This window comes from Pseudomonas sp. NY15437, assembly GCF_048068435.1.
GTDB lineage: Bacteria > Pseudomonadota > Gammaproteobacteria > Pseudomonadales > Pseudomonadaceae > Pseudomonas > Pseudomonas nitroreducens_B.
The window spans coordinates 183868-198184 of record NZ_JBLUQC010000009.1 but is presented as its reverse complement, the minus strand read 5'-3'; the positions used below and the strand labels follow the sequence as shown (position 1 = coordinate 198184).

General features: G+C 66.7%; 11 protein-coding genes. 2 read left to right on the top strand and 9 right to left on the bottom strand.

The annotated features are described in order from the left end of the window. Positions 1 to 86: 86 nt before the first annotated feature. The gene (locus ACNFIA_RS20775; RefSeq protein WP_416788248.1) at positions 87 to 869 is read left to right on the top strand and encodes a TSUP family transporter; all 783 of its coding nucleotides are present in this window, start codon (positions 87 to 89) and stop codon (positions 867 to 869) included. A gap of 50 nt (positions 870 to 919) precedes the next feature. Here the strand turns inward: ACNFIA_RS20775 and nudC are convergent, their stop codons facing one another. From nudC to ACNFIA_RS20730, 9 genes are all read right to left on the bottom strand, one after another. Next, positions 920 to 1759 carry an NAD(+) diphosphatase gene (gene nudC, locus ACNFIA_RS20770; protein WP_259754215.1) on the bottom strand — a complete coding sequence of 280 codons (840 nt, stop codon included), beginning with the start codon at positions 1757 to 1759 and terminating at the stop codon, positions 920 to 922. Next, positions 1759 to 3432 carry a ferrous iron transporter B gene (locus ACNFIA_RS20765; RefSeq protein ID WP_259754214.1) on the bottom strand — a complete coding sequence of 558 codons (1674 nt, stop codon included), beginning with the start codon at positions 3430 to 3432 and terminating at the stop codon, positions 1759 to 1761. Before ACNFIA_RS20765 ends, nudC begins: the two co-directional genes overlap by 1 nt. Positions 3433 to 3474: 42 nt before the next feature. Beyond that, the gene (locus ACNFIA_RS20760) at positions 3475 to 4287 is read right to left on the bottom strand and encodes a crotonase/enoyl-CoA hydratase family protein (protein WP_259754213.1); all 813 of its coding nucleotides are present in this window, start codon (positions 4285 to 4287) and stop codon (positions 3475 to 3477) included. Between the two features lie 249 nt (positions 4288 to 4536). Further along, the gene (locus tag ACNFIA_RS20755) at positions 4537 to 5880 is read right to left on the bottom strand and encodes an amino acid permease (protein WP_416788244.1); all 1344 of its coding nucleotides are present in this window, start codon (positions 5878 to 5880) and stop codon (positions 4537 to 4539) included. 232 nt (positions 5881 to 6112) lie between these two features. After that, the gene (locus ACNFIA_RS20750; RefSeq protein WP_416788242.1) at positions 6113 to 8299 is read right to left on the bottom strand and encodes a putative bifunctional diguanylate cyclase/phosphodiesterase; all 2187 of its coding nucleotides are present in this window, start codon (positions 8297 to 8299) and stop codon (positions 6113 to 6115) included. A 107-nt stretch (positions 8300 to 8406) separates the two neighbouring features. After that, the gene (locus tag ACNFIA_RS20745) at positions 8407 to 10659 is read right to left on the bottom strand and encodes an Orn/Lys/Arg decarboxylase N-terminal domain-containing protein (protein WP_416788240.1); all 2253 of its coding nucleotides are present in this window, start codon (positions 10657 to 10659) and stop codon (positions 8407 to 8409) included. Positions 10660 to 11395: 736 nt separating this feature from the next. Continuing rightward, complete coding sequence (gene dnaQ, locus ACNFIA_RS20740; protein ID WP_416788237.1) at positions 11396 to 12133, bottom strand: DNA polymerase III subunit epsilon; 738 nt, start codon at positions 12131 to 12133, stop codon at positions 11396 to 11398. A 72-nt stretch (positions 12134 to 12205) separates the two neighbouring features. After that, complete coding sequence (gene rnhA / locus ACNFIA_RS20735) at positions 12206 to 12649, bottom strand: ribonuclease HI (RefSeq protein ID WP_259754208.1); 444 nt, start codon at positions 12647 to 12649, stop codon at positions 12206 to 12208. A gap of 11 nt (positions 12650 to 12660) precedes the next feature. Next, positions 12661 to 13416 (bottom strand): class I SAM-dependent methyltransferase, encoded by a 756-nt coding sequence (locus tag ACNFIA_RS20730; RefSeq protein ID WP_026079125.1) that lies wholly within the window; start codon positions 13414 to 13416, stop codon positions 12661 to 12663. 89 nt (positions 13417 to 13505) lie between these two features. Here ACNFIA_RS20730 and gloB point away from each other — a divergent pair, with 89 nt between their 5' ends. After that, positions 13506 to 14285 (top strand): hydroxyacylglutathione hydrolase, encoded by a 780-nt coding sequence (gene gloB / locus ACNFIA_RS20725; RefSeq protein WP_416788233.1) that lies wholly within the window; start codon positions 13506 to 13508, stop codon positions 14283 to 14285. Positions 14286 to 14317: the final 32 nt, after the last annotated feature.

Sequence of the window (14317 nt, the reverse complement as noted above, 5' to 3'; positions counted from 1 at the left end):
GCAGCTTTCGGGTCCGTTAACGTTTCCCATGCCACCGGCTCTTTACCCAGGAGCGGCGGTGCGGGCCCCCGATCAAGGCCAACCCAATGCCCTTCGAACTCGTCGTAGACCCGACCACCCTTGTCATTCTCGCCGGCGTCGCCTTCCTCGCCGGTTTCATCGATGCCATCGCCGGCGGCGGCGGCCTGCTGACCATCCCGGCCCTGCTCACCGCGGGCGTCCCGCCGCACCTGGCGCTGGGCACCAACAAGCTCAGCTCGACCTTCGGCGCCGCCGTGGCCAGCTACACCTTCTACCGGCGCAAACTGTTCCAGCCGCGTCAGTGGCGCAACGGCCTGATCGCCACCGCCATCGGCGCCGCGCTGGGCGCCTGGGCCGCGCATTTGATGCCGGCAGAGTGGCTCAACCGCATGCTGCCGGTGGTGGTATTCGGCTGCGGCCTGTATCTGCTGTTCGGCAAGACACCGGAAGCCCCGCTGGACGCCACCCCGCGCATCGCCCAGCGCCGCCAGTGGCCGCAGGGCCTCGGCCTGGGCTTCTACGACGGCGTGGCCGGCCCCGGCACCGGCGCCTTCTGGACCGTCAGCAGCCTGCTGATGTACCCGCTGGACCTGGTCCGCGCCAGCGGCGTGGCGCGCAGCATGAACTTCGTCAGCAACATCGTCGCACTGGCGGTGTTCATCGCCTCGGGTCAGGTGGTCTGGCTGATGGGCCTGTGCATGGGCAGCTCGCTGATGATCGGCGCCTATTTCGGCGCACGCACGGCTATTGGCGGCGGCGCCAAGTTCATCCGTCCGGTGTTCATCCTGGTGGTGCTGGCGCTGACCGTGCGCCTGGCCTGGCAGCACTGGTTTAGCGCCGCAGCCTGAGACCCCGGCTACGATCCGCTGCGCGTCGGCAGAACGGCGCGGCGCCTGGGTCAGGCGCCGCCGGGCAGGACAGGATCGGGGCGACCGGCGCGGCGCGCCAGGTAGACCTCGATCAGGTAACGCGCAATGGAACGCTCGGCCGGCAGGCGCGGCAACTCGTCGACGTGGAACCAGCGGGCATCCTCGATCTCGTCCGGCTGCATGACGATCTCGCCGCTGACGTACTCGGCGTGGTAGCCGAACATCAGCGAATGGGGGAACGGCCAGGGCTGGCTGCCCATGTAGCGGATATTGCCGATCTCCACGCCCACTTCTTCGCGCACCTCGCGGGCGACACAGTGCTCCACCGACTCGCCGGGCTCGACGAAGCCGGCCAGGGTACTGTACATCCCCGGCACGAAGCGCGGCGAACGCGCCAGCAGCACTTCATCGCCGCGGGTCACCAGCACGATCATGCTCGGCGACAGCAGCGGGTAGCGCTGGATGCCGCAGCTCTCGCAGTGCATGGCGCGATCACGGGGCATGCGCAGGTTGGGCTGGCCACAGCTGCCGCAGAAGCGGTTCTGCCGCCACCAGATGCCGATCTGGCTGGCGAAGCCGAGCATCGCGAAGATGTCTTCCTCGGCCTGCATCATGAACTGGCGCAGGCCGATCCAGCTGGCGCCTTCCAGCGGGTCGGTGCGGTCGATCTCCAGCAGGTACACCGGCTCGCCGTCGAACTGGCCGACGGCGTGCTCGGAGAGCACCGACAGGTCCTGGCGCTTGAGCCAGTCCCGGGGGAACAGCACGCCGTTGCTGTCGGCGAGGAACTGCTGCTGGCAGTGGGCAAGCGCCCAGCCACCGTTGGCCGCCACCTCGAACATCGCGGATTCCCAGCGTCCGGTGCGCATCAGGCTGCCACCGTCAGGCCCAGGGCCTTGACGCTCTCGCTGGCGACGTCCAGGACGTCGGGTTGGCCTTCAGGCCGCATCATCGCTCCACCCTCCAGGTAGTACTCCAGGCCAGTCAGCGCATCCGCCAGGGTCTCCAGCATCTGCTCGGACGGCATCTGGGTCGTCTCGATCATCTGCCCCTGAATGTAATCGGCACAGGCGCCCACGAGCAATGCCGCACGCTCCTGGCCGAGGAACCACAGGCCGCCACGCACCGCCTGCAGGCTGACCGGAACGTTGGCCAGGTGCAGCTTGTCGCCGTTGGATTCCAGGTACGCGGTGATCGCGCGCTTGGCCAGCGCCAGCCCCGCCTGGGCTTCGTCGATCACCACGATGCGCGCTTCGGCGAGCTGGTGCACGGCGAAGGAATCGTCCTCGCCCACCGGCGTCGGGCGCGCGCTCAAGCGCTCACCCCGCTCCAGGTTGCCGACCATGCTCTCGACGTAGAGCAGCGCGTCAGCCAGCGCGTTGAGCGAGGCCGGGTCGTCCACCGCCCCCTTGGCGACCCAGCCGGCGACCACGCCGTGCTGGTGCTGCAGCGAGGTGGCGGCGGAGTTCAGGCCGACCATGCCCAGGGTCTTGGCCAGCTTGCCCAGCTGGGTGTGCAGCAGGCCCAGCGCATCGGCCTGGGACACGCCGCGCTCGATCAGGTCGAGCTGGTCCTTGACCGCGGTGAGCTCCTCGCGGATCGCCACCGACAGCGAGCGCATCACCGACTGACCGGGGCCGGACAGGCGTTGCGATTCGTCTTCGAGCAGGTGGTCGGTGAACGGCAGCGGGGTCAGGCCGAATACCTGGCGCAATTCGCTGGCGCGCACGCCGCTGGTATCGGCCAGGGTGATGAGATAGAGCAGTTCCTTGAGCAACTGGCGCGGCGCTTCGTACTGAGGATTGGCGATCAGTTGCTTGAGCTCGCGGTCCAGGCGCGCGAACACCTGCTTGCGCGTCTTGCGCGGCAGCATCTGCGCGTCCACCAGCGCCTCCAGCGCGCCGGCGCCGACCCAGCACAGGCGGGTGCGCGCGGCGCTGCCCAGCAGCACGTCGAGCTTGCCCAACGCACGCCCCATGAGCTTGAGGCTGGGGTAGAGATTCTGTTCGCGGATCAGCCCCACCAGGCCCACCTGGTACATCTGCCGCAGGCGGCGGACTTCACGGGCCGGGTCTTCCACCTGGGGCACGGTGACCGCACGCAGCGGGCGCGGCAGGTCCAGGCGCGCACTGAAGAAGAAGCTTTCCGGCAGCGCGGGCTGGCCGGCGGCCTGGCGCACGTCGTTGATCGCCGGCAGCAGCAGTTCGGGGATTTCCTGGCGGTGCGCCTCGAGGTTTTCCAGGTAGCGGCGCAGCACGTAGAGCGCGTTGCCCAGCGCGGCCAGCTGGCCGTCACGGTCTTCGCTGACGCCTGCCGGGATGTCGGTGGCCAGGTCCAGCGCTTCCTGCGCCAGCAGCTCGGCGCCCGCCAGTTCGATCAGATTCAGCGTGCCGCGAATCTGGCTCAGGCAATCGACGGAATGTTGCAGCAGGCTGCCGTTCTGACGCTCGGCGATGAAGTGCTCGAGATTCTGCTCGGCCTCCTCCATCGTCGCGAACAGCTCGTCGCGGACCAGACTGAGGGACGTGGCTCCAGTAACCATCGGCCTAGTGCGCCTCCTGCGCGCAAGAAGAGTGGACGGACATCAATCGGCGAACTCGGGGGTCTTCTTGCTCATGTGCGCCATCATCGCGGCCTGCAGGTCGGCGGACTGCAGCATGGCGGCGTTCCAGGTGGCGATGTATTCCAGGCCGTCCTCGACGCGGTGGTCGCGGGCGTAGCCGATCATTTCCTTGGTGCCGCGGATGGCGATCGGCGACTTGGCAGCGATCTGCCGGGCCAGGCCCATCACACCGTCCAGCAGCGCGGCGTGGTCGGCGTAGACGCTGTTGACCAGGCCGATGCGCCGGGCTTCCTCGGCATCGACGTTGCGCCCGGTATAGGCCAGTTCGCGCATGATGCCGTCACCGATCAGGCGCGGCAGGCGTTGCAGGGTACCGACGTCGGCGGCCATGCCCATGTCGATTTCCTTGATGGAGAACTGCGCATCGGCGCTGCAGTAGCGCATGTCGCAGGCGGAAATCAGGTCGATGCCGCCGCCGATGCAGTAGCCCTGGATGGCCGCGAGCACGGGCTTGCTGCACTTGTCCACGGCGTTGAAGGAGCCCTGCAGCTGCAGGATGGTCTTGCGCAGGGCGCGGGCGTTGCGGCCGACGTCCTTGCCCAGGTGGCTGGCGGCCTGGGCCAGCAGGGCGAGGTCGATGCCGGCGGAGAAGTGTTTGCCGGCGCCGCTCAGGACGACGACGCGGACTTCATCCGTTTCATCGGCCCATTGGAAGATTTCGATGATTTCCTTCCAGAAATCGGCGTTCATCGCGTTGAGCTTTTCCGGGCGGTTGATCTGCACATGGGCGATCTTGTCCGCCAGTTCAACGCGGAAGGCTTTGTATTCGGTCACGGGAAAGGTCCTCGGGATTGCCCTGCTTCTCATCTGGGTGCGGCGCGCTGCCGCTGGAGCCCGGGCCAACAGTTCTTATGTGTCGTTTATTCGCGTGGAGCACAGAATTTTGGCATCGCGCCACTATAACAAGGCAAGACCAAAAGTCGATGCCGCGGTCTGTGACACAGGCCACGGCATCGGCGGCGAATCCGCTCGCCATTCGCCCATCAAGTGCTTGATCTGGCTGGAACGCGGCGTTCGCAGCTCTCAGTCACCCGCCGTCAGCGGCAGCCCCTGGGCGCGGTTGCGGTATTGCCGCCAGGTGTACATCGGGATACCCGCCATCAGCACCAGGAAGCCCCAGAAGATCGCCTGCTGCCCGGTGCCATAGAGCGCCCACAGGGAATAGAGGAAGCCCAGGCAACCGATGGCCAGCACCTGCGGCCGCGAGCGCGGCGAGAAGGACTCCGGCTTCACCGCCAGCAGTTGCAGCAGCGCGGCGGTGCAGAAGGCATAGGGAACGACGCCGGTCATGGTGCCGAGCAGGATGATGACGTTGAACACCTCCACCAGTTCGCCGTGGCCATCGACCATCACCAGGGCAGTGACCAGCAGCCCAGACGACAGCAGGCCATTGGCCGGCGCACCGTTCTTGTTGAGCTTGCCCAGGGACTCGGGGAACAGCCCGTCGCGGGCCGGCGCCACCGGGATCTGCCCCTGCAGCAATACCCAGCCGTTGAGCGCGCCCAGGCAGGCGATCACCGCGCCGCCGGCCACCAGGTAGTAGCCCCAGTCGCCCAGCAGGATGCGCGCGGCGTCGGCGAACGGCGAGGTGGACTTGGCCAGTACTTCCGGCGGCATCAGGCCCTGCACGGCGGTGATCGACAGGATGTACACGGCGGCCGCGGCCAGGGTGCCGAACAAGGTGGCACGGGGAATGGTCTTCTTCGGATCGCGCACATCGTCCGCCGGCACGGTCGCCGACTCCAGGCCGATGAACGACCAGAGCGTCAGCGCCGCCGTGGTGGCGATGGCCTGGGCATAGCCCATGCCCGGCAGTTCGCTGGGTGCGGGAATGGTCAGGTAGTCGGGGTTGAAATGGAACCAGCCGAGGATGCCCACCAGCAGCAGCGGGATCAGCTTGAGGGCGGTCAGGCTGTTCTGCACCACGGCGAAGGCGGTGATGCCGCGCAGGTTGATCAGGGTGCACAGCCAGATCGCGCCGATCGCGGTGGCGACCATCAGCAGCGGGTCGGCAAGTGCCGGCATGAACACCCGCAGGTACCCCACGAGCGTGACGGCGATGGCGGCGTTGCCGATCCACGCGGCCTTCCAGTAGGTCCAGGCGCAGAGGTAGCCGGCGAAGCTGCCGAAGCCATCCCGCGTATAGGCGTAGGGTCCGCCGGCGCCGGGGTTGAGCCGTGCCAGTCGGGCGAAGGTAAAGGCCAGGATCACCGCCCCGGTGCTCGACACCAGCCAGCCGAACAGGCTGAGCCCGCCGAACGCCGCCAGGCTCGATGGCAGCAGGAACACCCCCGAGCCCACCATGTTGCCAATCACCAGCGCGGTGCAGCTCCAGAACCCCATGCTGCCCTTTTTCCCTTCCGCCATCTGCGCTCCTTAGAAGCCCGCGATCTCTATTGTCGTGTTATCGCTCTGCCGTCGGACGATTTGCCCCTGCTCTTCTTACAGGCTCTCTTCTCACAGAGAAGTCGCAGAGCGGCGATATGTCCTACAGGGTAGACAGCGCTGGGCCAAGGAGGAAAGCGTTTTGCAGGTCGATATCGCCCGTTTCGAGCGATTTCGCCCTGCGCGGTCAATGCCGCTGCGGAAAATCCGCCCCTCAGGCGGAGCCGACCTTGCGCGTACCGATTTCGTAGAGCTGCTCGAACTGCAGTGACGGCATCGGTTTGGCGAACAGGTAGCCCTGCCCTTCGGTACAGCGTTCGACACGCAGGCGGTCACGCTGGGCAGAGGTCTCGATGCCCTCGGCAATGGTCTCCAGGTCGAAACTGCGGGCCATGTCGAGGATCGCGCGAATCACCGACAGATCCTGCTGGGTCTCCAGCATGCCGATGACGAACGTGCGGTCGACCTTGATGCGCGAGAGCGGGTAGGTCTTGAGCAGGCTGAGCGAGGCGTAGCCGGTACCGAAGTCGTCGAAGGCGATGCCGACGCCGTAGGAGCGCAGGCTCTGCAAGGTGCTGAGCACCGTGTCGTCGTGGTTGAGCACGATGTTCTCGGTGATCTCCAGCTCCAGCGCCTCCGCCGGCAAGCCGTGCCGCTCCAGCGCCTCGAGGACCTGGGTGACCAGGTTGCCCATGCGGAACTGCGCGCCGAACAGGTTCACGCCCATGCGCAGGTCCGGCGCGCCATTGCGCCGCCAATAGGCCGCCTGGGCGCAGGCTTCATCGAGAATCCAGGCGCCGACGATGGCCGCCAGCGGCCCGCCCTCCAGCGAGGGCAGGAACGCGGCCGGCGACAGCAGGCCGCGTTGCGGGTGCTGCCAGCGGATCAGCGCCTCGGCGCCGCGCAGCGAGCCATCGCGCAGGCTGACCTGGGGTTGGTAGAACAGCAGGAACTCGCCGTTGGCCACGGCGCGGTGCAACTCCATGCCGTAGAGATGCCGCGCTGCGGCTTCCATCTTCAGCGCCGGGACGAACACGAAGGCATGGCTGCGCCCGCTGCTCTTGGCCTTGAACAGCGCAAGATCCGCGTCGCCCACCAGCTCCAGGGCCTCCTGGGCGTGCAGCGGAGCCAGCGCCACGCCGCAGCTGGCGGCGACCCGCACTTCGTGGGCGTCGATGATGATCGGCTCGGCAATGCTGGCGATCACCGCCTGGGCGAAACGCATGGCGTGCTCGGGGGAAAGCAGGTTCGGCTCGAGGATGGCGAACTCGTCACCACCGATGCGCGCCACGGTGGCGCCGGCGGTAGCCAGCCGGTCCAGGCGCTGCGCGACCTGGCGCAGGATGCCGTCGCCCACGGCGTGGCCAAGCGAATCATTGACGTCCTTGAAGCCGTCCAGGTCGATCATCAGCACCGCCGCCGGGCGCGACTGCACCAGAATGTCCTCGGTGCGCCGGTAGAACTGGCCGCGGTTGGCCAGCCCGGTGAGCACGTCGACACTGGCCAGTTGGCGCAGCGCTTCCTCTTCCTGGTGCTGGGCGGTGAGGTCCTTGAGCACGGCTTCGAACTTGAGCTTGCCCCGCTCCGACCAACTGAACAGCGTCAGGCCCAGGGACAGCTCGGAGCCGTCCTTGCGCAGGCCGGCGATCTCCCCCGGCACCGCCATGCCGTCCAGGGACGTGGCATCGCTGGCGCCGTTGATCAGGGCGCGAAACGCCGCGCGCTGGGGCTCGGGCAGCAGCAACTCGAAGGCCTGGCCGCTGCCTTCGGCCAGGTCATAGCCGAACAGGTTGGCCGCCGCTTCGTTCCAGGCGGCGATCTCGCCCCAGCAGTCGAACCACACCACCGGCGTCGGCGAAGTGCCGGCGTACTCCTCGAACAGCGGCCGGGTGCGCGACGAGGCCACTTCGATGCGGCGCAACTCGAGCCGGTCCGAGGCCATGCGCGCCAGTTCGACCAGGCGTTCACGGTCCTGGGGGGAAAAGTCCTCGTGGGGCTGGCTGTCGATCACGCACAGCGCCCCCAGGGGCTGCCCCTGCACCGACAGCAGCGGCACGCCGGCATAGAAGCGCACGCCGTTGGGCGCCGTCACCAGGGGGTTGTCGTGGAAACGCTCGTCGCGGCTGGCGTCTCCCACCACCATCACGCCATCCTGGGCGATGGCATGGGCGCAGAAGGAAACATCGCGGCCCATGTCAACCTCGCCAATGCCGGTGGCGGCGGCGAAGAACACATGGTCGCTACCGATCATGTTCACTGCCGCGACCGGCATGCCGAACATGCGTATGGCAATCTGCACCACCGGGTCCAGGCTGGGCAGCAGGCTCTCGTCATCGAAACCGTATTCGGAGAGCGCACTCAGGCGTTCGCTCTCGTTCGGCAACGTCACGGGACAGCGCATGGGGGGAAACCTCCCTTTTTCCTCAATTTCTCCCTTTACCGATGCGCTCAAGGATAGTTCCACTTTTCATACAGTGATGTATGTCGCCCCCGCCAGGAGCCGGACGGTCATTTGCAGCATTCCACGGTGTAGCGCTTCTGCCCGTCTACCTCGCGTATCTGCAGGCCGTGGACGTCGGAATCGAAGCCGGGGAAGGTGCGCTCGAAACTCTGGGCAAACGCCAGATAATCGAGGATGGAACGGGTGGATTCGGTAAACCGCTCGCCCGGCATGATCAGCGGAATGCCCGGCGGATAGGGCACCAGCATCACCGCGGCGATGCGTCCCTCCAGTTGATCGATGGGCACCGCCTCCACTTCGCCGCGCACCAGTTGGGCGTAGGCGTCCGCCGGGCGCATGGCGATTTCCGGGAGCACCGTGTACATGCGTTTCATCGCCTTGGCGGTGGCGTGGTCGCGGTAGCAGCGGTGCAACTCGTCGCAGAGGTCGCGCAGGCCCATGCCGGCATAGCGTGCGCCGCCGGCCTGGGCGACGCTGGGCAGCGCATCGGCCAGCGGCTGGTTGGCATCGTAGCTGCGCTTGAATTCCAGCAGCTCCGTGACCAGGGTGCTCCACTTGCCCTTGGTCACGCCCATGGAGAACAGCACGAGGAAGGAATACAGGCCGGTTTTCTCCACCACCAGCCCGCGCTCCCAGAGGAAGCGGCTGACCACCGCCGCGGGAATGCCCCGCGAGTCGAGGCGCCCGCCGGCGGTCAGGCCCGGGGTGGCCAGGGTGACCTTGATCGGGTCGAGCAGCACGTAGTCTTCCACGGCGTCGCCGAAGCCGTGCCAGTCGGCATTGGGTTCCAGCACCCAGTCGCGGGTCTTGACCTCGTCGGTTCCCTCCACGCCCGGCGGTTGCCAGACGCAGAACCACCAGTCGTCCTCGGCGAGGTTCTGCCGCACGTTGGCCAGGGCGCGACGGAAGCTCAGGGCTTCGTCGAAGGTTTCCTGGATCAGCGAGCGCCCCGCCGGGCCCTCCATCATCGCCGAGGCCACGTCCAGCGAGGCGATGATGCCGTACTGCGGCGAGGTGGAGATGTGCATCATGAAGGCTTCGTTGAAGCGCGCCTGCTCGAAGCGCCGCGCGCCGGCGTCCTGCACGTGGATCATCGACGCCTGGCTGAAGGCGGCGAGCATCTTGTGCGTGGAGTGGGTGGTGAACACCAGCGGGCCGCTGTCGTCGCGGCTGGTGCCCATGCCGTAGCGCCCCTCGTAGAACTCGTGGAATGCCGCGTAGGCGTACCAGGCTTCGTCGAAATGCAGCACCTCGACGCTGTCGCCCAGGGCCTGCTTGATCATCTGCGCGTTGTAGCAGAGCCCGTCGTAGGTGGAGTTGGTCACCACCGCCAGCCGCACCTTGGGCTCGCGCCCGTGCGCCAGCGGGCTGGCCGCGATCTTCGCGGCGATGGATTCGCGGCTGAACTCCGCCAGCGGGATCGGCCCGATGATGCCCAGCTCGTTGCGCTCGGGCGTCAGGTACAGCGGGATGGCGCCGGTCATGATGATCGCGTGCAGGATCGACTTGTGGCAGTTGCGGTCCACCAGTACCAGGTCGTCGCGGCAGACCATGGAATGCCAGACGATCTTGTTCGCCGTGGACGTGCCGTTGATCACGAAGAAGGTGTGGTCCGCGCCGAAATTGCGCGCGGCGCGGGCTTCGGCCTCGGCCAGCGGGCCGGTGTGATCGAGCAGCGAGCCCAGCTCGGGCACCGAGACGGAGAGGTCCGAGCGCAGGGTGTTTTCCCCGAAGAACTGGTGGAACGCCTGCCCCACCGGGCTCTTGCGATAGGCCACGCCGCCGCCATGGCCGGGCGTGTGCCAGGAGTAGTTGGATTGCGCGGTGTGTTCCACCAGCGCGCGGAAAAACGGCGGCAGCAGCCCCTCCAGGTACTTGCGCGCAGCACGGCTGACCTGCCGGGCAAGGAAGGGCACGGTGTCTTCGAACAGGTAGAGGATGCCGCGCAGCTGATGCAGGTCGGCCATGGACTCGGCCGGCGCGTTCTCGATGGTCATCTGCTCGCCAAGGGCGAAGATCGGCAATTGCGGCGCGCGCACCCGCGCCATGCGGATCAGCTCGACCACGTCCTGCAGCAGCCGCTGGTTCTCCCCTGCCCCCTCCGCGGCGACCAGGATGCAGGCCAGGCCGTGGTGGGTCGAGGCGACGATACGTCCCTCGGCGGAGCTGGCGGTGGACAGGATGCTGAACCCGTCCTGCTCCAGCTCCCGCGCGATATCCCTCACCCGATCGCCGGCCACGGTATCGGCCTTGATGTCGCGATGAACGATGAGGATGGGGAATTTCAAGTCTTTGTACATTGTGAACCCCTGAATGGACGTACGACTGGCGTCGATTCCTCTCAGAGTATGGACTCACGGAATGTAGGGGAATGTGCCCGGCTGACCGCTGTAATAAAACGTCGCGTGGGTGACAGGCGACGCCCGGCAAACCCGAGCGTCTCGCTGGGGCTCTGGCTCTGGCTTTAAAAGACTTCCAGAGAAACGCCAGCGCACTCCAGACCGCCCCGTTCAGAAGGCCGAGTGAAAGCGGAGTTTCAGGGGTTGAGCGGCATGGATGCCGCGAGAGCCGCGATGGGCCAGGGATGGCCCGTCGCGGCGGGCCCCTGAAACTTCGCTGGAGCGAGGGCATTTTTCGCCTAGGCGAAAAACCGGATGTCCGGGGCAAGACCTTTGCCTACTTTGGGGCGTTTGCCAAAGTAGGTCGCCCGAGGGGGCGAAACACAAAGCCTGGGCGCACATCGAAGCGGCGCGGAAACACCCAGCTCAACGCAGCGAAACAGGATCAGCATCCGAGCAGAGGACGGCGCCGGCCCTGCCGGCGGTTCGCGGGCATGGCCCGCTCCTACAATGGTGCGCCGGACCGCGGCATTTCGATGGGATCGAGCCGCGGGGATTTCGCGGACAAGGTCCGCTCCTACGAAAGAATCGAGGATCACCCGGCGGTACCGGAGCTGGGCGGTTCGCGAGCGAGCTCACTCCTACGAAAAACGAAAAAGGCCCCTGTTCAGGGGCCTTCTTCATGCAGCACGAAGGATCACTCCTTCGGCGCCTCCATCTGCGCCCACAACGACGGGCCGCCAGCGGACTTCTCGATCACCGCCAGACGCGCAATGTGCGCCTCGATCTCTTCATCAGTTGCCCGGATCACCCGGGTCAGCGCCCGCTCGGCCGCCAGGCGACGAATCGCCGTCGCCGTGGCGCGCCCACTGCCATCGCCCTCGGCGCCGTTGCCAGCCAGCGAGAGGCTGGTCTGGCCCCCGGTCATCGCCAGGTAGACGTCGGCGAGGATCTCGGCGTCGAGCAGTGCGCCGTGCAGGTCACGGCCGGAGTTGTCGACGCCATAGCGCTTGCACAGGGCGTCGAGGTTGTTGCGCTGCCCCGGATGGCGTTCGCGGGCCATCAGCAGGGTATCGAGGATCGAGCAGTAGTCGCTGACTTCCGCGCGCTCGGTCTGGCCGATCAGGGCGAATTCGTTGTTGATGAAGCCAACGTCGAACGCCGCGTTGTGGATGATCAGCTGCGCGCCGTTGATGAACTCGAAGAAGTCGTTGGCCACCTCGCGAAAGCGCGGCATGTCCTTGACGTATTCGTTGGTGATGCCGTGCACCGCGATCGCGCCTTCGTCGATCTCGCGATCGGGTTGCAGGTAGACGTGGAAGTGCCGGCCGGTGAGGCGGCGGCCTTCGAGCTCGACGCAACCGATCTCGATGATCCGGTGGCCGTCGGTGACCGGCATACCGGTCGTTTCAGTATCGAGTACGACGCTGCGCATTCTGTGTGAAACCTTCTTGCGGTTGATCAGCCCGGGTTACGCCGGGCTGCTTTGATTCCCAAGGCCGGCCGCTCAGCGCGGCAGTTCGCTCACGCCACGGTTGGCGAGCATGTCGGCGCGTTCGTTGCCGGGGTGGCCGGTGTGGCCGCGCACCCAGCGCCATTCGACATTATGCCGGTTCACCTGCTCGTCCAGCGCCTGCCACAGGTCGGCGTTCTTCACCGGCTGCTTGGCGGCGGTCTTCCAGCCGCGCTTCTTCCAGTTGACCATCCACTCGGTGATGCCCTGCATGACGTACTGCGAGTCGGTGACGATGCGCACGTCGCAACGCCGCTTGAGCGCGGCCAGGGCCATGATGGCGGCCATCAGTTCCATGCGGTTGTTGGTGGTTTCGGCCTCGCCGCCCCACAGTTCACGCTCGGCGCCCTTGTAGAACAGCACGGCGCCCCAGCCACCCGGCCCGGGGTTGCCCTTGCAGGCGCCGTCGGTGTAGATCTCGACTTTCTCTTCGCTCATTTGGCTCGCTTTCAGGACTCGGAATCGCGACGACTGACCTTGGCCACCGGCAGCGGCACCAATTGGCCGCGCGGCTCGCGACGGGGCTGACGCAGGGGCCGCAGACCGACCACCAGCTTACGTGCCACCAATAGATAGAAGCCGGCGCCGGAGCCCTGCAGGACGGGTCCCCAGGTCTCCATGCGGGCCAGACGGCCCTGCCATTTCGCCGATGCAAGCGGCGGACGATAACACCCGAAGCGGCGTTTCTCCAGCGCGAAGCCCAGCAGGTTGAGCCAGTCGCAGACCCGGTTAGGCGAGATGCAGCGGGCGCGGCGCAAGGCGTCGCGGGCGAAGTAATGGCGAATGCCCCAGGCGCTCCACGGGTTCACCCCGACCACCAGCAGGTGGCCACCCGGGCGCACGCTGCGCGCGGCTTCGCGCAGCAGGCGGTGCGGGGACAGGCAGAAATCCAGGCCATGGTGCAGCAGCACCACGTCGGCGGCATGCTCGCCCAGCGGCCAGGCGGCCTCGTCACAGGCGATCTCCACGCCCGGCAGCGGCGGGCCCAGGCGCACGCCGCGCTGGATGTTACCGACGCTGGCCGGCAACTGGGCATGGGGCCCGTAGTGCACCAGATAACCGCCGAAATAGCGCTCCAGCTCATCGATCAGCAATTGCTGCTCCTCGGCGAGCATCATTCCGCCGATCGGCCCGGACAGCCAGTGCCGGGCCTGGTCGATCAGCTCCAGCCAATCGGCGTCGGCCTGGGCGAAAGGTTCTTCGATCATCACTACCCCCTGTGGGACAGCGCGACACAAATGTGCGTATCCGCACTACTATGCGCCAATGCCCACCACTTGGCGACTTTCCACCCATGATACAGATAGACGCTCTGCCCGCCTTTTCCGACAACTACCTCTGGCTGTTGCAGGATGTGACCCGCCGCGAATGCGCGGTGGTCGACCCGGGTGATGCGGCGCCGGTCGAGCAATGGCTGCAGGCCCATCCGGGCTGGACGCTGACCGACATCATCATCACTCACCACCATGCCGACCACGTCGGCGGCGTCGCCCGGCTCAAGGCGGAAACCGGTGCCCGCGTGCTGGGCCCGGCCGGAGAGAAGATCCCGCAGCGCGACGTGGCGCTGGAAGACGGCGACCGCGTCACCGTGCTCGGCCTGGCGTTCGAGGTCATCCACGTGCCGGGCCACACCCTGGGGCACATCGCCTACTTCCATGCCGATGCAGAGCATCCCCTGCTGTTCTGTGGCGACACACTGTTCGCCGCCGGCTGCGGCCGCCTGTTCGAAGGCACGCCGGCGCAGATGCATGCCTCGCTGAGCCGCCTGGCCGCCCTGCCCGACCGCACCGCGGTGTACTGCGCCCACGAGTACACCCTGAGCAACCTGCGCTTCGCCTGCGCGGTGGAACCGGAGAACCCGCAGCTGCGGGCACGCTTCGAGGAAGTCACGCGCTGGCGCGAACAGGGCAGGATCAGCCTTCCTTCTTCCATTGCCCTAGAAAGGGCGACGAATCCGTTCCTTCGCGTGTCGGAAACATCCGTTAAGAAAATGGCCGACGAGCGGAACGGCCAGCAAATCCGCACGCCGGAGGAGGTCTTTGCGACCATTCGCCGCTGGAAGGACCAGTTTTGAGACCTGGCGAAATCTTGACCAGCGCCGGCGCG